This is a genomic window from uncultured Thiothrix sp., from assembly GCF_937873765.1.
Taxonomy (GTDB): Bacteria; Pseudomonadota; Gammaproteobacteria; order Thiotrichales; family Thiotrichaceae; genus Thiolinea.
In genome coordinates this window covers 35,200-55,049 of the sequence record NZ_CALMZC010000014.1, presented here as the reverse complement: position 1 = coordinate 55,049, position 19,850 = coordinate 35,200, and the positions used below count along the sequence as shown (strand labels likewise).

The following is a 19,850-nucleotide window of genomic DNA, read 5'->3' as shown; positions in this document are numbered from 1 at the left end:
ATGGACACTCAATCCACCTCTGAACTCAAACTCTCTAAGCTTGTGTCTGTGGTGAATGTAGTGGATAACGGTATCGTGATGGCGTCTATTGCCATTGCGATTACCACGATCAGCGTAATGTTCACCACCTTACTACTGGAAGTGATTATCCGCTATTTCTCCAGCCAAGGTTTAGGCTGGCCCACGGAATTACCTAGTATTTTATTTCCTTGGTTAGTGGCAGCAGGTGTCGTCTTAGCCGCACAACAAGGGCAACATATTGCTGTCGCCGCACTACCCAGTATTTTAAAAACAGCCCATGCACGCCGCTTATTTTTACTCTTGCAAGTGATCACCGCCGTTACCTTTTACTATTTGGCTTGGGTGGGTTTGCAAGTGGTCGAAATTACTGGGGCTGAAGTTTATCCAGCCACGGGTATTAGCGCACGCTGGGCGTATTTAGCACTGATTGTGTGCTTTATAGGCTTAGGCATAACGGCTAGCACGACTTTTGTCAAATTGTGGTTTGCTCCTAATCCCTTCAGTGTGCGTGAGCCAGCACTTGAGGAGTCCTTATGACCTTAGCCATGCTGATTATCTTCGCCATCTTACTAATTTTGGCGCTGCCCGTAGGCTATGCCTTAGTGATTAGCTCTGGGCTAGCGGCTGTCTGGGTCGGTGGTATGCCCAGCGTGACTGCTGTAGTGAAAATATTCCAACCCACCCAAAGCTTTCCACTGCTCGCCATCCCCTTCTTTGTGCTATCGGGCAATCTGATGATGGGTGGCGCTTTAGGGCAAAAACTCATTCAATTCGCTACAGCGCTAGTAGGACGCTATTACGGTGGTTTGGGGCAGGTAACGGTGGTGGGATCGACTATTTTCGGCGGTGTTTCTGGTTCAGCGGTCGCAGAAGCGTCAGCTTTAGGTTCAATGCTGATTCCTTGGCAAAAACGTGAAGGTTACCCGGGCGCCTTTGCGGCTGCAGCCACTGCCTCTTCGGCTATTATTGCCGGATTAATTCCACCGTCGATTCCGCTGATTTTATATGCTTTAGTCTCGAATCAATCGATTGCTTCCTTATTTATGGCAGGTATCTTACCGGGGATTTTGCTCTGTACAGGCTTTATGCTGATCTGTTACTTATCAGGGCGCTTAAGGAATTTTCCACGCTTAAGCCAAAAACTCACTCTGCGGGATTTAGGTAAAGCGACCTTAGCAGCTTCACCTGCTTTAGCCATGCCTCTGTTTATCGTAATTTTGTTACGAGCAGGGATTGCAACTCCGACCGAAGTGAGCGTGATGGCCGTGACTTATGGCTTGATCGTGAGTACCTTGATTTATCGGGATATGAGTGTGCAGAAGCTGTATAAAGCGTTGGTGCATACCACCTTAACCACTGGGGTGGTCATGCTCGTGATTGCAGCCTCTAATCTGGTGGGCTATGTATTAACGGTTGACGCCATCCCCACCGCAGTCGCCACTTGGGCTACGACTGTTTTAAAAGATGCGGTTCTGATTATCCTGATGATGAATCTCATTATGTTAGTGGTCGGGATGTTCCTAGATTTACCCGCTGCTATTTTGCTATTAGGTCCTACGTTTGTGTCGATTGGTACAGCGATTGGCTTAGATCCTGTGCAACTTGGCATTATGATGGTGGTGAATTTAAGTATTGGCCTCTTTACTCCACCCGTGGGAACTACCTTGTTTGTTGCAGCGGCGATCTCGCGGGAACCCGTAGGGAAAATCGTACGCGAACTCTGGCCATTTTATCTCGTGGGCTTTAGTGTGCTGTTATTGATGTCGTATGTGCCCGCGTTAACTTTGTACTGACTAGCTTCATTGAAGAGGCAGGTTATCTTGCCTCTTGCTCTTATCAGCTAATCCTCAAACCTCACCAATTCCATCGTAATCTTCCCACCCTTATACACATCGGTATTCAAAGGCTCTTCGCGCTCTAATTTCACCAAGCCGACACCCGGTGCATACCATTCACGGGTAGTGATCGGTACGGTCGTATTGCCCGTGCGCGCATCCGCATATAACGATAAATCGGTTTGCCCTTCCACTAAAATGCAATAACTGAAACGACCTGCGCTGACCTCAACCGTTTCATCCAAACTCAACACCGAATAGGTCATCGGGAATTGCAGCATGTCAGCCGTCATCACGTCCATGCCCTCATACACACGCTCAATTAAATAAGGCTGGGAAATCGTCGACCACGTTTTGCCTTCCGCTTGTGCAATCGGCAGCGGTAAGACCATGCGTGGGCTAGCGTCTAAACGTGGTTCACTTTCCACCAAGGTACGTTTAGCCAAACGATAAATGCCATCAGTACGCTGGGCAAGATAATAATCCGTACCATCGCTAGTCGTGCGAATGCTAACGGTTTCTTCTTTTAAACTCGTTTGCCCGATGCTTTCAATTATAAGCTGCTTGGTATCTAAGCGTTCAGGATGCTCAATGGTTACTTGATATTCCCAATGCAAGCCTTGATGCAAAGGAAAATAATCATCGCTAGCAGGCTTATCACAGGCAGCTAACACACTCAGGCAAAATAAAATAAGGGTTAAGCGCCCCATGATTATTTCTCAGGTAAAGCAGGGTCAGGTAACTCAATAAATTTGAGTTTTTCATGAATTTGCCCCAACTGGCGTACATTGACGGGTGCTTCGTTTTGCACATTTTTATTACGCTCTTTCACGCCGATTTGCACATTGCCATTACGCTGATTGCGCAGCGCATCCTGTAAGGATGAATGCACTTCGCGGTCATAGGGGATGATATAGGCACGTGGCTCGCCTGCTGGTTTATTGCCTTTTAAATTTGAGGCCCAGATAAAAATTCGCCCTGTCGTCCCTGCTTCCTGATTCGGTTCTTCAATCACCGAAGCATGCAGCAAAAACTTTGTAGGTAACTCGACTTGACTAGGCCAACCTTGTACTTCTTTCCAACCTTGATAACTGACCCAATACAAGCCTGTTGTGATCAACACCAACAGTAATTTCAGTAGCCAAGGAAGCCGTCCATACAACAAGACCAAGACTAAAAGGGCTGCAAGAAAAATATAGGCTACCACTAAGAGCATGAGTAGTTCATTCATATTTTACCTCCCAGAACGAGGGATTTTTGTAGGGTATTAATATCCGTGACTTGACCATTCGGAGTAATACTAAAACGCACGGCGGTACGTTCCTCACTTTCGCGCTGCAAAGTGGTCGTTGCATAGTGTAAGACTTTGAGCGTGGGATTGACTTCGGCGAGATAAACGGTGACAGGTACTGCTTTTAAGGTTTGGCTACGATAATAATGGATATTCACGGTGAATTCGCCCGGAGGACGTCCGCGTATCGTGACAATTTCCTGATTGAGCGGATTAATAATTTCCTTGCCATCAATCAGTTGCATATCATTCACAGCCCCACGATCATCCCGATCTAAATGCATCAAGCCCTCTTGCGGACGCTTAAACCAAATCATTTGCCCTTTTGGCCCTTCTACCCAAGTATCAATATCATCAGGGCTATTGTCTGGCCAACTAACAGTGATCATCAACTCCGCTTTCGGATTAATAATCCCGCTCTTGGCAGTGGGATTCATTAGCAATAATGCAATCAGAAACAGAAAGGTAAAGGTTAACAGTGCGTTGAATAGCAGATCAGTAAAAGGGTCAACATCGAGTAGATTCTCGCGCTGTTTAAACAGTGCCATGTGCCACCTCAGCACTCGTGTCTACACTGTTTACTGCTGGCAATTGGCTAGCTTGTACCGCAGCGACTAGGAGCTGATCCGCCGCACGGTCGAGCAGTAAATATTGCAAACCTAAAAAGATGCTGCCAACCAAACCAATGATGGTGGTATTCAGCGCAATCTTCATCCCTTGAGTCATTTGCTGCATCAGCGTTTGGACTTCAGCAATATCAAGGGAAGATAGATGAGTCATGGAGCCGAGCATAATCACGAAGCCGACTACCGTTCCGAGCAAACCTAACTTGATCAGCAAACCAGTGACAAACCAGCCGACTTGGTGCTGACCACGTAATTCCTCCGCTAATAACTCAGCCGTTAGCTGTTTATCTTGTGGATTGGGAATGGTCTGCAACTCGTTGAGGTAGCGCTTAATTAGGATCTTATCGTCTAGAACACCGGTATGCGGCCAAGCATGTACGACCTTAGCTTGTCGGGCTAGAAATAGACTACGGTAACCACAATGTAAACAAGTCAACAGAAATACCCACACCATCAAAGGGCACAGATAGGTGTTATCGGTGGCAAACATCACTTGCAGAATCCCATTATCCCAAAGCAGTCCTAAACTCACCAGCAACAGGCCAAACAGCCATAACCATTGTAGCGGCAAGATCCAAGCTTGTTTGCTCATGGTTTCTCCCTGTGAGTGGTCTTAGTTTGAGGTAAAGGTTTGAGGTTCAGTTTTAACCGTTGGCAAACCAGCTTCTTTCCAGCCATCAATCCCATCTTTGTACCAATACACTCGCGTATAACCATACTCACGCACGCGCTGCACGGCATTCCACGACATCCAACAATCGGCAACGCAATAAAAGACTAAGGCTTGATGGAGATCATTTTTAGTGAGGCTAGCTAATTGTGCTTTAAACCAAGCTTCGATTTTTGGCTCTAACACACCATAGCCGACATTAGGCAGCCAGATACTATTCGGCAAACTCTCATGGGGTTCATTCACTAACCAAGTTGCTGGGAAACCTTCATCTTCCCGCAAGAAAACTGCCATGACATCAATGAGAATGGGCTGCTTGGTTTCAATCAGCTTTTGTAACTCTGCTGTTTTCAGAGTAATACCATTGGGTACACAAGCAGGGGTGGGGCTACGATAATGCTCTTGTTTTAAACCCTCAGGCATTTGTGGGGTACGCACACAGTCTTCAGCCTGACAACTGAAAATACTCCAACTTAGTATCAGTAATAGCCAAACTCTCATTCCGCCTGCTTAGTTGGTTTAAGTTGCTCGGCTTCTAAAGCTGGGTATAAATGTGCGACCGAACGGCGTAGCTCATTTTGGGCTAAAGCAATATCCTTGAAATCAGCCGGAATCGGTGTTGCCATCACTTCATTCATATCTAAACCATTGGCAGCCGCTTGCTGGAGTAGCGTTTGCAGCCACACTAAATAAGCACGTGTTTGTGCAATCGGCTGATCATCTTGAGTGACTTTACCATGACCCGGTACTAAGACCTTAAATGGTAGTTTTAAGAGCTGCTCAAGCGAAGCTAGCCAGTCGATAATATTCGCATGCGGCGTGGTGGCCGCACGTTGATTAAATACCAAATCACCCGCAAACAGTACACCCGTCGTATGGTCAAACATCACTAAATCGGCGTGTGTATGCCCTTTAAAGGCTAAGAGCTCTAGTTCATGCCCACCAATCACTTCACGACCCAGTTTAGCCTCTTGATTGGGTGCGATCACACTGGTATCACGCATCCAATCGCCAATCAGCCGATACATATTATTGCTGAATGTCTCGCCTTCACGCTGTACACCTTGGATCGTTGCTGGTAGCGCATAGATCGGCAAATCCGTGAAGGCTTGATTACCCAAGAAATGGTCAGGATGATGATGGGTAATATACACCCGAATCACTTTTTTCCCCGTTGTTTGCTCGATCAAAGCGCGTTGCTGTTCGCCAAACCGCCGAGAAGGGCCAGTATCAATTACAACGACGCCATCGTTAGTAACGATATAAGCTGCATTGACAATATAACCACCGTTTTCCTTGCTGAAATCTGCAGTTTTGCCTTCCAAAACGAAGGTATCTGGCGCGATGGCTTGCGGTTGCAGTGGATATTCAAAACTGGCAGCCGTTAACTGTGTGCTTGCAGCGAATAAGCCGAGCCACCAAAACCGCTTCATTGCACCACCTCAGCTTGAATCTTATTGCCATTATTATCACGGCCTTCTAATTTGAATTGCTTTTGCTGGTGTACATCAAAACTAAGCATCGGGTTTTCGCTAATCGGCTCGAATAAATCCAACTCAGCGAGGAGCTGACCGTCTTCACCCAAAACATTCAGATTCTCAATATGAAAAGTTGGAATGCCTGATGCTAAGCCGGTATCCATCGGATGCATCACCCGTACCCGCAAGCGACTCGAACCATCTGGACGTTGCCAAACATTGGCAGATACCTTCCCTAAGGTTTTCGTCCAATCCCCTGAAGCTGTCCCGACACTCGGTAAGGTACAACCACCACCCGCAGCATTAACCCACACTCCACCCACATGCCAAAGCCCATCTGCAGTTTTAGCGGCCACATGAATCGGGCTACCTTGTTGCAACTTCATACGAAAACCTAAATGTGGGCGCATTGCTTTAGGGCGAAAGCGTAGAACTTGTGGAATGGGATTGAGATCAGCAACCACCACAACTTCTTGTATGTTTTCTAAATCATCGACTTGGAAAGAAATGGGTACATTTAAGGAATCTTCGGCATCCGCAGGCGCTTCAACTTTGACTTTACCGTCAAACTGATAAGACTCACCTTTTAGAAAACGCTGATGCACAAACTCCCATTGTGGCGAGTTTAAAGGATCAGAATCAACTGCCCAGCCTAATGGACTGAGCAGTGATGTTAGGAGGAACACAAATAAGGGGCGCATAGCTACCTCAGTTTTTAGCAGTCACCTCGGGTGCAATTGCAGGGGGAGTATAGGTGACCTTATATTGTTCAAAAATCTTTTTCACCGTGCCATCTTTTACTAAAGCTGCCATGCTCTCGTTAATAGCCTTTACTAACTCTTCATTATCCGCTTTGACTGCAATACCCATCGCCCAATTAGAACGCGCTAACCCCGGTGTGACTAAAGATTGAATTTGAATGGTATCGGGGTGTTCTGCTAATAAACCTTCTAGCTCACCACGTGGCCCCATTACACCGGCTATCTCACCCGCTTTCAAAGCAGTAGTCGCTTTACTGAGATTTTCAAAGTGGCGTATATTTTTACTAATTTGCCCCTGCATCGCTTCTAACAAATACACATCGCTGAGAGTATCGATTTCAACCCCAATCGAATCACTCATAAAATTGGCTAAAGTGGGCTGCTTACCGACTTTATTGGTATCAAACGCAAAAGCCACTTGTTCCAATTGATAAGGCGCAATGAACTTTACTTTGTCCACTTTTTCCGCGAAGGCATTATCGACTGGCATATGCAACATTAAGTCAGTGACACCACCGCCCAAATAATGGCCCTTCCAGACATTATTGCGTAAATCATCTTCGACATTTTCATCCGCCCCGACTAAGCGAATTTGGCTACTAACACCTAGCTTGGCGGCTAAAGCATTAGCAATATCGACATCAATACCCGTTTGCTTGCCGTCAGCCACATAAGAATAAGGGGGGAAATCTTTATATAAAGAGACGCTTAGTACACCTTTATTTTTAATATCATCTAAGCCCGCTGCGAATAAGCTCGAAGCCACCAGACTTAAGCTTAAAGTTACACTCGCTAACACTCTCATATTCATAGTCTCTCCTAACTATAAATACTTTAAAAAGGCCACTGTGCAAGACAATGGCAACCAAAAACACTAGTTAAATTAATTTGTTGCCGGTTTAGCGGTATCCACTGCAGTTGGAGTTGTGGCATCTGCGGTGCTAGCCGCCTTATCTAATTCAATGTCAGCTTTCCCTAGCATATAAATAATAGCATTACTTAATTCTTGTTCAGTCAAACTAGGATTACCACCTTTGGCAGGCATCTGATTTAAACCATTCACACTTGAAGCTAATAAACCCGATAGACCTTTAGCTGCACGTGGCTCCCAAGCGGCTTTATCACCAATTTTAGGCGCATTTAAAATACCTGCCGTATGGCAAGCCGTGCACACAGTATTAAAAACCTCTTCACCCGCACGTGCCACTGCAGGAGCGACACTTGCCACAGGAGCGGCTGCGGCTGGAGTGGTAGTCGCTGGAACGGCTGTTTTTACTGGTGCATCTACAGACACCGTTTCCAACCAAGCACGAATAGCCCATAGACCTTCTTGCTTTACAATGCCATCAAACTTTGGCATATAAGTAACGCCATTACGAATAGCACCATTGATCATCCGTTCTTTAAAAATATCATCGCCTTCTTGACCTAATGGTAACCTTTCACGCAAATCAGGCGCAATCCCACCCGAAATGGCATCAATACCGTGGCAACGTGCACAGTTTTGCGCAAAAGCATGCTTACCAATTTCAATGGCTTTTTCATTACCTGAGTAAGGGTTAGTATCCACCCAAGTCGTATCAGAATCCTTAATCGGCTCTAAACCAGTAATATCAATGGCCTGTGGAGTAACATCACCGTGAGCCCAAACTTGCATGGTACTTGCTAACAAAAGAGCACCACAAATCCGTGTTAAAAGAAGTGTGCGTTGCATTGGATAAAAACCTCAAATCATTGGATTGATAGCTAAAAGAGGCAGGCATGCTGCCTCTTTTTTAAACTAAAATTAAGAAGGAGTTTTAGGTAATTTAAATACCCATAAACTACCACCTTGATTTAAATGCTTAACGCTTTTTGCAACTTCACCACCCCATAATGGAACAGCACCACCCCAGCCAGAAGGTACAGCAACGAATTGCTCACCATCCTGTTCCCAAGTAATAGGACAACCTACTACCCCAGAACCTGTTTGGAATTTCCATAGTTCTTGACCCGTTTTAGCATCAAAGGCTTTTAAATAGCCTTCGGGTGTACCGGTAAATACTAAATTACCAGCCGTTGTTAATACCCCACCCCATAATGGTGCTTTATTTTTTGCTTCCCAAACAACTTTCCCAGTCTTTGGATCCATCGCCCGTAAAGCACCAATGTAATCTTCATTCAAAGGTTTAATCGTAAAGCCAGCACCCAAATAAGCAGCACCTTTCTTATAACTAATCGGCTCGTTCCAAATATCCATACCCCATTCGTTAGAAGGTACATAGAATAAATCGGTGTTCGGATTATAGGCCATGGGCATCCAGTTTTTACCACCTAGGAAGGAAGGGGCAGAAAACACCGATTGACCTTTCTCAGCAGCACTTGGAGCACCTGGGCGATTAGCATCATCATATTCAGGACGACCTGTTTTTAGATCAATTCCTTTAGCCCAAGTAATTTTATTAACAAAAGGATTAGCACTGATTAATTGACCGTTAGTACGATCTAATACATAGAAGAAGCCATTCCGATCTGCGTGGCCACCCGCTTTAATAACTTTGCCATCAGCTTGTTTTAAATCAAAGGAGACAAACTCATTTACACCGTCAAAATCCCAACCATCGTGTGGAGTCCATTGATAGCTCCATTTAATTTTGCCGTCATCGGGATTAATCGCTAAGACAGAAGATGAGTATAAGTTATCGCCGGGACGTAAATGTGAATTCCACGGAGCTGGATTACCTGTACCGAAGAAAAGTGTATTCGTTTCAGCATCATAAGTACCACCTAACCAAGTAGCAGCACCACCCGTTTTCCATAAATCACCCGGCCATGATTTATTAGTTTCGCCAGTGATGCCATTATCTTTACCGTCTAACGTGCCCATATGGCCTTCAACAGTAGGGCGCATCCAAATTAATTTACCCGTTTTCGCATCACGTGCTTCGACCTTACCGACGATACCGAATTCACCACCAGAGACACCGGTAATAACTTTGCCATTGACAACAATCGGAGCGGCTGTATTTGAATAGCCTGCTTTATAATCTTCCATTTTCTCTTTCCAAACCACCTTGCCGGTATCTTGGTCAAGAGCAACTAACTGAGCATCGAGGGTTGAGAAAATAAAGAGATTATCATAAAGCGCACCACCACGATTAACTACATCGCAGCAAGGTAAAATACCATCAGGTAAGCGGTGATCATATTGCCATAATTCTTCACCTGTTTTCGCATCAACAGTAAATACCCGTGAATACGAAGCAGTTACGAAAATTTTACCATTGTGAACTAAAGGTTGAGCTTCTTGACCACGTTGCTTTTCATCACCATAAGATAATACAAAGGCAGGTATTAAGTTTTTAACCGTGTCAGTATTGAGTTTATCTAACGGGCTAAAACGCTGGCCTTGCAAACCTAAACCATAACTCACTACATCATTAGGCGTGGTGGCATCATTAGCAATATCTTGATCAGTGACTGCCGCCATTAATGGTGCGGATGTTAAAGCGAAGCTAATCGCAGATGCTAATAATACCTTACGAAATAAATCACCAGACTTCATACTCGAGTCTCCTCTCCAATGGTAATTGTCTAAAGAAACCGCAATGTAACTCCCATGACATTACGGCCATCTAGCGGCGATCATAACCAGTCTTTGGTTGGGAAAAGGTTGGGCGAGATTTGTTATTTTTTAATTATTATTCAGTACACTGGCTTATCTTCAATAAGCTAGTCTCTGCTTACCATTTAGGTTTGTCGACTAACTCAGCGAGACGCTCACGGACTAATTCGCTACCGCCGGTGCTCTTACATAGCTTATCCATTAAGAGGGTGGGATCCTCACAAGAACCCAATGCTTTATCCATCACTGCATCAATGCAATGCCGCCACTCTTCTAGTTCTGGGGAATTGGACTGCACCAACAAGCTACCCTGATAGAGACTAAATGCTGAACTAGTTTGATTATGATGCAGCGCTTGCCAGACCTGAACAAAGTCTGCCCAAACTGAAATTTGCAGACGATAGGGGCGCGAACCGATTTGCCCATCTAAAATACGTCGCAAATGCGAAAGCTCTGCTTTTAAAGTAGACAAAGAAACCGACTGCTCACCGTATAAAGCTGCATGCAATCCCTCTAAGCTCAAACCCTGCGGATTCAACGCGAGTAAAGCTAAAATCTCTACTTGGCGTAGCGGTAAGTGTAGCGCTTTGCCACGGAAGATTACGCGCGCTTGACCTAAAGCATAAATCTCCAATTCGGCTTTAGGCAAGCTCTGTGGCAGACCTTGAGCAATAGAGCGCGCAATTTCAGTCACGGCTGCTTGGCCTAAAGGCGTATGCCGCCGCCATGTGGTGGACATATCTAGTACACCGACTAATTCACCCGACTGTGGATGCAGAATCGGCGCAGCATAACAAACCCAATCATGCACAAAAGGTTGATAATGCTCGGATGAAAATACTGTCACTGGGCGCTTAAGATTTAAAGATAAGCCTACCGCATTCGTGCCAACCGAGCGCTCATCCCACCAACCACCGGCGGTAAAATTCACTGACTCTGCTCGACTGCGCATATGCCGACTGGCTAGCGTCCACAGCAAGCGACCTTGAGTATCCGCAATACCTGCTACTAACTCACCTTCTTTGGCTAATTGCGTAATTTGTTCTTGTTCGCGTTGGACGGCCTGACTCAGAATGGAGTCTTTCCACATTTGTTGGGTGACATACAGATCATCTGCGGGTGCAGAGCCATGACGGGGCTGAGTATATTGCGCACTGCGCTGCCAAGAAGAAACAATATCATCGCGCACCGGCAGCGGCGCACCTGCACTCACGCCCGACACAAAACGATTCCACTGACTATCTAATAGACTTCGCCGCTTTAACAACGACTCTGAACCTACCCCTAAAACATTAAGTGCCTGCCCCATACGCCTCCTCCTGCGTTGTAAGCATACAGTCTATTCCCTACTCAATCATTTTTACTATAAGCAGAGTGAACCTCTAACTCTGACTTTGCAAATTCGTGTAGAGATAGACGCTAGAATAAGCCATGATTCAGGTCGACAGTCAACTTAAATTGGTATTATTCTGCCTTTTTCTAAACAGCAAGGGCTTAGAATTGCTAGGGTTAAGACGAGTGGTATCAATCGCTTGCTCAATCAAATGATGATGCGGCGATTTTGCACAAGTTGGATCAGCATTAGTTGGATCACCGGTGAGCTTAAACGCCTGACAATGGCAACCGCCAAAATCCTTCTCACGCTCATCACAAGTGCGGCAAGGCTCCTTCATCCAGTCTTCGCCACGGAAATAATTAAAAGCTTTAGATTCATACCAAATCCACTCTAAATCGTGGTCACGCACGTTATGTAATTCTAAATTGGGTAAACTACGTGCAGAGTGACACGGCAGCACTAAACCATCCGGTGCAACTGCTAAAAACACTCTCCCCCAACCCGCAACACAAGCTTTTGGGCGCTTTTCGTAATAATCAGGCACGACATAATAAATCTTCATTTTGCCTTTGTATGTTTCTTGACAAGCATGGGCGATGCGCTCTGCTTCGCGGACTTGATCTAAACTTGGTAATAAATGATCGCGATTTGCTAGCGCCCAACCTTCAAATTGGGTGGTCGCCAACTCCACATAATCGGCTTGTAATTCAGCAGCTAAATCCAGCATTTGCGCCACTCGATCAGTATTTTGGCGATGAATTACAAAGCACAATACCATCGGGTAACCGCTCGCTTTCACGGCACGTGCCATCTCCAATTTATGCTGGAAAGCATTCGTGCCTGCCAAATAATCATTTAAAGTCGCATCGTCCGCTTGGAAGCTCACTTGAATATGATCTAAACCCAGCTCGCGAAATTTCTCTACCCGTGCTGCATCCATGCCCACGCCTGAGGTAATCAGATTGCTGTAATAACCAAGTTTGCGCGCCTCAGCAATTAGCACTTCTAAATCTTTACGCACTAAAGGCTCACCGCCGGAAAAGCCCAGTTGGGCTGCACCCATTTTGCGGGCTTGATGCAAAACCTTGAGCCAGCCTTCGGTATCTAGCTCATCTTTTTTCGGTACTAAATCAAGTGGATTACTACAATACGGGCATTGCAACGGGCAAGAATGGGTGACTTCAGCCAAGAGCCACAATGGCGGTGGAATCTTAGCCATACTTAACCCAGCCTTGAGCTTCGGCTTCGGTTAAAAATTGAGTGACATCTTCATCCAAGCCCTCAGTTTCATAATCCTCTTCCAACTCTGCCACAATCGCTTCCACTGTGCGCTTACCATCACATAAAGATAGCACTGCCGCAGCCGTATCACTCAATTGCACCATGCCTTCGGGATAGAGCAGTACATGATTTTGCTGCGCTTCTTCCCATTGAAACCGATAGCCCGTTGCTAAACGCGGTACAGCTTTGAAATCAACACTCATGCAGGCTCCTCCACATTGAAATACGGCGGCATGTTTTGCACGTAGGCGAGATAAATGGCATCCAGCATTGACCAGAGTACATCGAGCTTAAATTTTAAAATCTGTAAGGCACGTTGCTGCTGCTCATATGTAGTAAAATGCTGCAAGGTCAAAGCTAAACCATGGTCTACATCGCGATGTGCTTCTGTTAAACGATTACGGAAATATTGCAAACCAGCATTGTCAATCCACGGATAATGATCCGGCCAACTTTGCAGCCGCTGCTTATGCGCGGTGGGAGCAAATAACTCGGTTAAAGACGAACAAACACCCTCGCGCCAATCAGCGTGATGCACAAAATTAATATAAGCATCGACCGCAAAGCGCACCCCCGGTAATACATGACGCTGATCGAGTAACTCTTCACGTGGTACACCACAAGCTTCACCTAAACGAATCCACGCTTCGATGCCACCATCAGAAATATGCCCTGCACTTGGGCCACCATCGTGATCGAGAATACGCTGAATCCATTGGCGTCGTACTTCCCGATCAGGACAATTAAACAATAGCGCCGCATCTTTACGCGGAATAGTGACTTGATAATAAAAGCGATTCGCTACCCAGCCACGTAACTGTTCAGCATTGAGTTTGCCTTCATACATCAGGACTTGAAAGGGGTGGTGAATATGGTAATAACGCCCTAAAGTGCGTAATTGCTGTTCAAATTCAACGGGGGTCCAATCGACAGTCATGCACTAAGCTCCTCTTCTTAAGGCATTAAGGGAAGTATAAAGTATTAGGGTTGGGGAAAGGTTGGAAAATTTACCGCTCTCTTTACAACTAATAACTCCCGATGAATCTAACGGGTTTAAGGCGCTAGCTTACTAATATTTAGCAGGTTTTTACGTAATTCTCAGAAACAAACACCTGAACAGAGCATGATATTAGCGTAAGGTGTAGCCTCACCAGTACGAACAATAGCTTTGGCTTGCTGACTTAGCTTTTTAAAATTTTCATGCGAAACCGATTCAACTGCTTTAGGCAAGCCGTGACCGATAAAAATTTGATACCAGTCTGGAAGCATATCATTGACCAGTGCCTCCTGAGCCACAATAGCACGCTCCACTTGCATTTCACTTAGTACCGCTTTCAATACAGCTTGCAAACTTGGTATTCCAAGGCTAACAGCTAAATCAATGCGTTGTACTTGAGGCGGAATCGGTAAACCAGCATCAGCAATAATCAGTCTATCGCCATGACCTAAAGTGGCTAGACAATGAGATAACTCGGCATGCAGTAATAAGTTTTTTTTCATCTTAGCCCTTGGCTAGTCAGCCATTAACTTTGCTGTGGAACCCCGCACACATAATTCGGGGGTCAATAATAAAGTTTGGGTAGCACTACGCTTACCTTTAATCCGCTCCACCAGCATCTCTACCGCATGAATACCCATCGCTTGTTTTGGCTGGCGCACAGTGGTCAAAGGTGGATTAGTAAAGCGTGATAATTCAATATCATCAAACCCAACAATCGATAAATCACGTGGTACTTGCAAGCCTTGTTCATGCACAGCACATAAAGCACCGATAGCCATTAAATCATTACAAATCACCACTGCACTAGGTTTAGCCTGCTGATGGTTTTGCCAAGCTGCTAATAGCTCAAGCATGGTTTCATAGCCACCTTGGCTAGTGAAATCCCCGTGTACTAATACAGAAGAGTGTAACGAAGCTTGTTGCAAGGCCGCTTGCCAACCTTTAATGCGTTGATCACTAGGACTCAAACCTTTCGGTCCCGCCATACAGGCTATATGGCGGTGCCCCAAGTCCAATAAATGCTGGGTAGCTAGTTTAGTACCATGTTCATGAGCCGTTTCTACCAAATCGCAATAATGGTTGTTGACCTCCCGATCAACTAGCACCACCGGCATCTTCAACTTAGCAGGTAGCCTCCATTGATCCGGCTTACTAGCAGTAATTAGAATCAAACCATCAACACGCTTTTCCATTAAGATTTGTAAATACTTGGTTTGACGCTCCGGTCGATCATAGGTATTACACAAAATTAGGTTGTAACCCAGCTCAAAACAGCGTTCCTCAATGCTGCGCATAATCTCGCTAAAGTAAGGATTCGAGCAATTAGGAACCAACATACCTAAAGTATGAGTATTTTGGCTTTTTAGGCTACGGGCAACACTACTAGGCACATAGGACAACTCTTTAATCGCCATCTGCACGCGCTCCGTAGCCTGAGCTCCAACAAAACGCGTACCATTCACCACATGAGACACGGTGGAGATAGATACTTGAGCGTGCTTAGCCACGTCTTTAATAGAGGAGGTCATAGGGTCATTAGTGTGCAAGCTGGAAGCGACGTTGACGCAGTGTATCAATAATCACAGCAATCACAATTACTGCACCGGTAATAATACGCTTACTCGGCTCACTCGCACCAATTTGCGCTAAACCCGCTTCTAAGACTGCAATAATTAATACGCCAAAGAAAGTGGCAATCACTGAACCACGCCCCCCCATTAAACTAGTACCACCAATGACCACTGCAGCAATTACTTTTAACTCAATTCCGACGCCCGCATTCGGATCTGCAGCCTCTAAACGCGCGGCTTGCATTAAACCTGCTAAAGCAGCCAACAACCCCATGGCAGCGAAGACACTAATGCGAATCAGGCGTGGATCAATCCCTGCTAAGCGCATTGCTTCTTCATTAGTACCAATACCAATCACATAACGCCCAAAAATGGTACGCGTTAGCAAAATATGACCAATCACCACCACCACAATAGCGACGATAAACGCACTTGAAATACCGCCTGCCAGTGGTTGTGCTAAGCCACCCATCGCACTCCCTACATATTGAGTACGTGAGTCAGTGACCAGATAAGCACTACCACGAATCGCTTCTAATAAACCCAGCGACACAATAAATGAAGGGATTCTCCAGATCACGCTAATCGCACCATTAGCCGTACCACAGAACAAACCAACCAGCAAAGCCAATAAGCCTGCAAATAGGGGGGACCAACCCCACTGTAAAATAGCCACTGCACTCACTGCAGCACTAAGGGCAAGCACCGAGCCAACCGATAAATCAATCCCTGCAATAATTAACACAAAGGTCATGCCGACTGCCATTACTGCTAAGCCCGGGATATCATTGGCAATCGTGACAAAGGTATCTGAACTCCAGAAATACTCACTTTTTAAGCTAAAAAATGCAATCAATCCAAGCAACACCAACAATAAGCCCAAATAAGTCGCCCAAGGCGATTGCCAGAAAGAGCTTTTATGTTTAACAAGTTCACTGCCGGCAGACAAGGTCTGGGTTGCTTGCATAAGAATACCTATCGCTTTTAAATACTGATCAAAAAGTTTTTAGCTAGTTTTGGGTGAAAGCTGCTTCTAAGATTGTCTGTTCTGTCCACTCGCCGCGCTCAAATAGAGCCACTAGACACCCCATACTCATTACACCAATGCGATCACTCACTGCCATTAACTCCCGCAAATCGCTCGACACCATCACAATCGCTTTTCCTTCTGCTGCCATCTGATTAATTTGTGCATAAATATCCGAGCGCGCTCCCACATCAACGCCACGTGTTGGTTCATCTAGCAGCAAAATGTCGCAGTTTTTCTCCAACCAGCGTGCAAATACCACTTTCTGTTGATTACCACCGGATAAAGTACCAACGGCTTGGTCTGCACTGAAAGAACGAATACCTAGTGCTTGAATCCATTTTACAGCTAAGGTTTTTTCACGCAGGCGCGAGAGAAAGCCCTTCATAGCAAGACGTGCGATATTCCCAAGGCTAATATTGTGAGCAATAGATTGTGGGAGTAATAACCCTTGGGATTTACGATCTTCCGTCACTAAACCTAAACCAGCTTCAATCGCAGCTAAGGGACTAGACCAATTAGGCGTGATGCTGAGTGGAGGCTGATCCTTGCGATAAACTTCAAGCTTGCCACTATCCGCTTTGTCCGCCCCAAATAATAAGCGTAACAGCTCAGTTCGACCCGAGCCAACTAGACCGGCAATTCCTAAAATTTCACCATGATGTAAATCGAAACTCACCGCTTTAACCGCTTTTGCACGGGAAAGTTGCGCGACTTTTAAGGCAATCCTACCTCGAGGACGCACGGGCTGGTCATTCAAATCCTCAACTGCACGCCCGACCATGCGCTGAACTAATTCCTTTTCTTGCACACCGGCCATTGGGCGCAAATCGACCAATTGTCCATCGCGCAAAACTGCGACAGTATCAGAAATCCTCTGTAATTCTTCTAAGCGATGCGACACATAAATAATAGCGACGCCTTTCGCTGTTAACTCAGCGATTTGCTGAAACAAATGCGAGGATTCGCGTGGTGTCAGCATAGCAGTTGGCTCATCCAAGATTAGCACTTGCAGGTTGTCTTGCAAATTGCGGGCAATCTCCACCATTTGCTGTTGACCAATGCCTAACTCTGACACAAGGGTATCAGGATTCATCTGATCTAAGCCCATTTTACGCAACTGTTGCAGCGCACGCGCACGTAATTCGGATCTCGTTAACCAGCCTAGGCGATGGGGTAAATGCCCCATGAGCAAATTCTCGGCCACAGTCAAAGTTGGAATTAAACCCAATTCTTGCAACACCATACGCACACCCTGCGCCTCGGCCTCACGCCGCGAGGCAGGATTATAGGTTTGCCCATTGAGTAACAGCGAACCACTAGAGGGAGGTGTCAAACCACAAATAATTTTGGAAACGGTACTCTTACCTGCACCATTTTCGCCAGTCAGTGCCAAGACTTCGCCTCGGTGTAAACTCAAGGTAATATCCTGCAAGACCATCGTTTGCGCATAAGCTTTGCTAAGGGCATTTAATTGCAGGACTGGCGTGGTAGCATGGCTGGTAGTGGATGACACAGGACTAACACTCATAGTAAGCTCAAACACTAAACTGAAGAAGCAAGCACTACCTTCATTCATTAACGAAGGTAGTTTAACAGTTGGGATTAATTACTTAGAGTCTTTGGTAACTAAAACCACATCAGTTTTAACTTGAGCCTGCATATCATTTTGCGATTGCTTGTCAGCAATCGCTTTTAAGGCTACTTCAATGCCAAATACCGCTTGTTTAGAACCAAATTGATCAGCGGTAGCTAGTAAGCTGCCATCAGTTAATAAAGGTTTTACCGCACTAATATTATCGTAACCACCGACTAAAACAGTACCTACTTTACCGGCTGCTTTAATCGCAGCCACCGCACCAATCGCCATACTATCATTGCCCGCTAATACGGCTTTGAGATCAGGATTCTCGCGTAGGAAAGCAGAAGTGACTTTATTGCCGCCATCAATTTCCCAATTGCCCGATTGCACACCAACCACAGTGATCTTAGCGGCCTCCATAGCATCTTTATAACCAGCAGTACGTTGCTGAGCATTGAACGTGGTAGACACACCTTCAATGATAGCGACTTTATCACCTTCCTTTAGTTGTTTGGCGACATAATCCCCTACCAACTTAGCACCTGCACGATTGTCAGGCCCGACAAAAGGCACAACTAAACCTTTATCTTTCAAAGCATCCTGATCAAGTTGATTATCAATATTGACTACTAATACACCTTTATCGACTGCAGCTTTGATCGCGGGTACTAAGGCTTTTGAATCCGCAGGCGCAATCATAATAGCATTAACTTTTTGCGCTACCATCTGCTCGAGGATTTTGATTTGTGCTGCTGTATCAGTTTCATCCTTAATCCCATTCGTGACCAAACTGTATTGAGCAGCATTTTCCTTTTGATGCGCTTTTGCACCTTCTTCCATGGATTGGAAGAACTCATTGGCGAGGGACTTCATGATTAAAGCTACTTTAGGGGCATCTTCAGCAAACACTGGATTAGTCCAGATACTACTCATTAAACCTAAGCTAGCTAGCATAGTGAATGCGAATTGACGACGTGAAATAGTCATATTGATCTCCTCCAGATGACAATTGATTTTCTTGCACTTTTTACAGATTACTCGAAAAAAACGTTTGCGCAAACGTTTTTTTCGCAAAATAGACCCAAATTACAAAAGATAAAACCGATTAATTCCTCTGAAATAATTTATAAAAAACTTGGAGTTTGTATCGGTACATACTGACTGATCTGCTGATTCCATCAGCCAGAAAAACAAGGATGCTTAAGCATGAAGCACGTGGGATTTGTAGCGGTCAAAACTTACACATTTATACCCTGCGAGCCTAAGCAGCTTCATAAGATTCTTACTTGACCTATGAGCTATGCCCCACCCAAAAGTCATATTCAAGACCTAACTTTGAATGCTACTCAGACTGGTCTGACTCCTGCTGATAAAAGCCGACGCTTTACAAATTTATTAATAGATACACTGGCTTACTATATTTTAGTGTTTGCACTTAGCTTCTTAATCAGTATTCTAGGCTATTTGACTCAAGTAGATGTATTGGCATTTATTGACCATACTGTGGGTGGCTGGTCATTTGCAATAGAAATTATGGTTTTATACTACGCACCTATGGAATATTACACTAGTCGTAGCCTAGGCAAATTACTAACCAAGACTTATGTAGTAAGTATGGATGGTTCTAAGCCGACTTTTAAGCAGATTTTCTTACGCTCACTCGCCCGTGCAATACCCTTCGAGCCATTTTCATTTTTGGGTAAAAACAGTCATGGCTGGCATGACAAATGGACTAGCACACAAGTATGTTACAAGAATAAATAAAAA

At 45.3% G+C, this 19,850-nt stretch carries 22 protein-coding genes; 3 read left to right on the top strand and 19 right to left on the bottom strand.

All coding sequences use genetic code 11. The features are described from left to right. Positions 1-558 carry a TRAP transporter small permease gene (locus tag Q0307_RS03445; protein WP_298656602.1) on the top strand — a complete coding sequence of 186 codons (558 nt, stop codon included), beginning with the start codon at positions 1-3 and terminating at the stop codon, positions 556-558. Next, entirely contained in the window at positions 555-1,814 is a 1,260-nt protein-coding gene (locus tag Q0307_RS03440) for a TRAP transporter large permease (RefSeq protein WP_298656599.1), read from the top strand. The genes Q0307_RS03445 and Q0307_RS03440 overlap by 4 nt, the downstream gene beginning before the upstream one ends. 47 nt (positions 1,815-1,861) lie before the next feature. Here Q0307_RS03440 and Q0307_RS03435 read toward each other — a convergent pair whose 3' ends face one another. The 19 genes from Q0307_RS03435 to Q0307_RS03345 form a co-directional block, all read right to left on the bottom strand. Beyond that, positions 1,862-2,566, bottom strand: a complete 705-nt coding sequence (locus Q0307_RS03435; RefSeq protein WP_298656596.1) for a hypothetical protein — start codon at positions 2,564-2,566, stop codon at positions 1,862-1,864. A 2-nt stretch (positions 2,567-2,568) separates the two neighbouring features. After that, positions 2,569-3,087, bottom strand: coding sequence for a hypothetical protein (locus Q0307_RS03430; RefSeq protein WP_298656593.1), 519 nt, complete (start codon positions 3,085-3,087; stop codon positions 2,569-2,571). Continuing rightward, a complete protein-coding gene (locus Q0307_RS03425; protein WP_298656590.1) occupies positions 3,084-3,695 on the bottom strand; it encodes a hypothetical protein in 612 nt (203 codons plus the stop codon). Before Q0307_RS03425 ends, Q0307_RS03430 begins: the two co-directional genes overlap by 4 nt. After that, on the bottom strand, positions 3,682-4,365 hold the full coding sequence (locus Q0307_RS03420) for a MotA/TolQ/ExbB proton channel family protein (RefSeq protein ID WP_298656587.1): 684 nt from the start codon (positions 4,363-4,365) through the stop codon (positions 3,682-3,684). Before Q0307_RS03420 ends, Q0307_RS03425 begins: the two co-directional genes overlap by 14 nt. A 21-nt stretch (positions 4,366-4,386) precedes the next feature. Continuing rightward, on the bottom strand, positions 4,387-4,944 hold the full coding sequence (locus Q0307_RS03415) for a PQQ-dependent catabolism-associated CXXCW motif protein (protein WP_298656584.1): 558 nt from the start codon (positions 4,942-4,944) through the stop codon (positions 4,387-4,389). Beyond that, positions 4,941-5,876 carry a quinoprotein relay system zinc metallohydrolase 1 gene (locus tag Q0307_RS03410; protein WP_298656582.1) on the bottom strand — a complete coding sequence of 312 codons (936 nt, stop codon included), beginning with the start codon at positions 5,874-5,876 and terminating at the stop codon, positions 4,941-4,943. The genes Q0307_RS03415 and Q0307_RS03410 overlap by 4 nt, the downstream gene beginning before the upstream one ends. Further along, positions 5,873-6,622 carry a quinoprotein dehydrogenase-associated SoxYZ-like carrier gene (locus Q0307_RS03405; RefSeq protein WP_298656579.1) on the bottom strand — a complete coding sequence of 250 codons (750 nt, stop codon included), beginning with the start codon at positions 6,620-6,622 and terminating at the stop codon, positions 5,873-5,875. Before Q0307_RS03405 ends, Q0307_RS03410 begins: the two co-directional genes overlap by 4 nt. 7 nt (positions 6,623-6,629) lie before the next feature. Continuing rightward, positions 6,630-7,493, bottom strand: coding sequence for a transporter substrate-binding domain-containing protein (locus Q0307_RS03400; protein ID WP_298656576.1), 864 nt, complete (start codon positions 7,491-7,493; stop codon positions 6,630-6,632). Positions 7,494-7,565: 72 nt separating this feature from the next. Beyond that, a complete protein-coding gene (gene pedF, locus Q0307_RS03395) occupies positions 7,566-8,396 on the bottom strand; it encodes a cytochrome c-550 PedF (protein ID WP_298656573.1) in 831 nt (276 codons plus the stop codon). 72 nt (positions 8,397-8,468) lie between these two features. Next, entirely contained in the window at positions 8,469-10,226 is a 1,758-nt protein-coding gene (locus Q0307_RS03390; protein WP_298656571.1) for a PQQ-dependent methanol/ethanol family dehydrogenase, read from the bottom strand. 178 nt (positions 10,227-10,404) lie between these two features. After that, on the bottom strand, positions 10,405-11,595 hold the full coding sequence (locus tag Q0307_RS03385; RefSeq protein WP_298656568.1) for a helix-turn-helix domain-containing protein: 1,191 nt from the start codon (positions 11,593-11,595) through the stop codon (positions 10,405-10,407). 139 nt (positions 11,596-11,734) lie between these two features. Further along, a complete protein-coding gene (pqqE, locus tag Q0307_RS03380; protein ID WP_298656565.1) occupies positions 11,735-12,841 on the bottom strand; it encodes a pyrroloquinoline quinone biosynthesis protein PqqE in 1,107 nt (368 codons plus the stop codon). Then, on the bottom strand, positions 12,834-13,106 hold the full coding sequence (gene pqqD / locus Q0307_RS03375) for a pyrroloquinoline quinone biosynthesis peptide chaperone PqqD (protein WP_298656562.1): 273 nt from the start codon (positions 13,104-13,106) through the stop codon (positions 12,834-12,836). Before pqqD ends, pqqE begins: the two co-directional genes overlap by 8 nt. Further along, entirely contained in the window at positions 13,103-13,840 is a 738-nt protein-coding gene (gene pqqC, locus Q0307_RS03370; RefSeq protein ID WP_298656559.1) for a pyrroloquinoline-quinone synthase PqqC, read from the bottom strand. Before pqqC ends, pqqD begins: the two co-directional genes overlap by 4 nt. 161 nt (positions 13,841-14,001) lie before the next feature. Then, positions 14,002-14,403 carry a D-ribose pyranase gene (gene rbsD / locus Q0307_RS03365; protein WP_298656556.1) on the bottom strand — a complete coding sequence of 134 codons (402 nt, stop codon included), beginning with the start codon at positions 14,401-14,403 and terminating at the stop codon, positions 14,002-14,004. Positions 14,404-14,415: 12 nt separating this feature from the next. Continuing rightward, complete coding sequence (locus tag Q0307_RS03360) at positions 14,416-15,432, bottom strand: LacI family DNA-binding transcriptional regulator (protein ID WP_298656552.1); 1,017 nt, start codon at positions 15,430-15,432, stop codon at positions 14,416-14,418. A gap of 7 nt (positions 15,433-15,439) precedes the next feature. Beyond that, positions 15,440-16,441, bottom strand: coding sequence for an ABC transporter permease (locus tag Q0307_RS03355; RefSeq protein ID WP_298656549.1), 1,002 nt, complete (start codon positions 16,439-16,441; stop codon positions 15,440-15,442). Positions 16,442-16,484: 43 nt separating this feature from the next. Next, entirely contained in the window at positions 16,485-18,032 is a 1,548-nt protein-coding gene (locus Q0307_RS03350) for a sugar ABC transporter ATP-binding protein (protein ID WP_298656546.1), read from the bottom strand. A 78-nt stretch (positions 18,033-18,110) separates the two neighbouring features. Beyond that, positions 18,111-19,070 carry a sugar ABC transporter substrate-binding protein gene (locus Q0307_RS03345; protein WP_298656543.1) on the bottom strand — a complete coding sequence of 320 codons (960 nt, stop codon included), beginning with the start codon at positions 19,068-19,070 and terminating at the stop codon, positions 18,111-18,113. 306 nt (positions 19,071-19,376) lie between these two features. Between Q0307_RS03345 and Q0307_RS03340 the strand changes: the two genes are divergently transcribed. Further along, a complete protein-coding gene (locus Q0307_RS03340) occupies positions 19,377-19,847 on the top strand; it encodes an RDD family protein (protein ID WP_298656540.1) in 471 nt (156 codons plus the stop codon). Positions 19,848-19,850 lie beyond the last annotated feature (3 nt).

What these genes read in the sequence shown, in the direction of transcription:
- Q0307_RS03445 (WP_298656602.1), top strand. Translation starts at nt 1, where the DNA reads ATGGACACTCAATCCACCTCTGAACTCAAACTCTCTAAGCTTGTGTCT.
- Q0307_RS03440 (WP_298656599.1), top strand. Translation starts at nt 555, where the DNA reads ATGACCTTAGCCATGCTGATTATCTTCGCCATCTTACTAATTTTGGCG.
- Q0307_RS03435 (WP_298656596.1), bottom strand. Translation starts at nt 2,566, where the DNA reads ATGGGGCGCTTAACCCTTATTTTATTTTGCCTGAGTGTGTTAGCTGCC.
- Q0307_RS03430 (WP_298656593.1), bottom strand. Translation starts at nt 3,087, where the DNA reads ATGAATGAACTACTCATGCTCTTAGTGGTAGCCTATATTTTTCTTGCA.
- Q0307_RS03425 (WP_298656590.1), bottom strand. Translation starts at nt 3,695, where the DNA reads ATGGCACTGTTTAAACAGCGCGAGAATCTACTCGATGTTGACCCTTTT.
- Q0307_RS03420 (WP_298656587.1), bottom strand. Translation starts at nt 4,365, where the DNA reads ATGAGCAAACAAGCTTGGATCTTGCCGCTACAATGGTTATGGCTGTTT.
- Q0307_RS03415 (WP_298656584.1), bottom strand. Translation starts at nt 4,944, where the DNA reads ATGAGAGTTTGGCTATTACTGATACTAAGTTGGAGTATTTTCAGTTGT.
- Q0307_RS03410 (WP_298656582.1), bottom strand. Translation starts at nt 5,876, where the DNA reads ATGAAGCGGTTTTGGTGGCTCGGCTTATTCGCTGCAAGCACACAGTTA.
- Q0307_RS03405 (WP_298656579.1), bottom strand. Translation starts at nt 6,622, where the DNA reads ATGCGCCCCTTATTTGTGTTCCTCCTAACATCACTGCTCAGTCCATTA.
- Q0307_RS03400 (WP_298656576.1), bottom strand. Translation starts at nt 7,493, where the DNA reads ATGAATATGAGAGTGTTAGCGAGTGTAACTTTAAGCTTAAGTCTGGTG.
- pedF (WP_298656573.1), bottom strand. Translation starts at nt 8,396, where the DNA reads ATGCAACGCACACTTCTTTTAACACGGATTTGTGGTGCTCTTTTGTTA.
- Q0307_RS03390 (WP_298656571.1), bottom strand. Translation starts at nt 10,226, where the DNA reads ATGAAGTCTGGTGATTTATTTCGTAAGGTATTATTAGCATCTGCGATT.
- Q0307_RS03385 (WP_298656568.1), bottom strand. Translation starts at nt 11,595, where the DNA reads ATGGGGCAGGCACTTAATGTTTTAGGGGTAGGTTCAGAGTCGTTGTTA.
- pqqE (WP_298656565.1), bottom strand. Translation starts at nt 12,841, where the DNA reads ATGGCTAAGATTCCACCGCCATTGTGGCTCTTGGCTGAAGTCACCCAT.
- pqqD (WP_298656562.1), bottom strand. Translation starts at nt 13,106, where the DNA reads ATGAGTGTTGATTTCAAAGCTGTACCGCGTTTAGCAACGGGCTATCGG.
- pqqC (WP_298656559.1), bottom strand. Translation starts at nt 13,840, where the DNA reads ATGACTGTCGATTGGACCCCCGTTGAATTTGAACAGCAATTACGCACT.
- rbsD (WP_298656556.1), bottom strand. Translation starts at nt 14,403, where the DNA reads ATGAAAAAAAACTTATTACTGCATGCCGAGTTATCTCATTGTCTAGCC.
- Q0307_RS03360 (WP_298656552.1), bottom strand. Translation starts at nt 15,432, where the DNA reads ATGACCTCCTCTATTAAAGACGTGGCTAAGCACGCTCAAGTATCTATC.
- Q0307_RS03355 (WP_298656549.1), bottom strand. Translation starts at nt 16,441, where the DNA reads ATGCAAGCAACCCAGACCTTGTCTGCCGGCAGTGAACTTGTTAAACAT.
- Q0307_RS03350 (WP_298656546.1), bottom strand. Translation starts at nt 18,032, where the DNA reads ATGAGTGTTAGTCCTGTGTCATCCACTACCAGCCATGCTACCACGCCA.
- Q0307_RS03345 (WP_298656543.1), bottom strand. Translation starts at nt 19,070, where the DNA reads ATGACTATTTCACGTCGTCAATTCGCATTCACTATGCTAGCTAGCTTA.
- Q0307_RS03340 (WP_298656540.1), top strand. Translation starts at nt 19,377, where the DNA reads ATGAGCTATGCCCCACCCAAAAGTCATATTCAAGACCTAACTTTGAAT.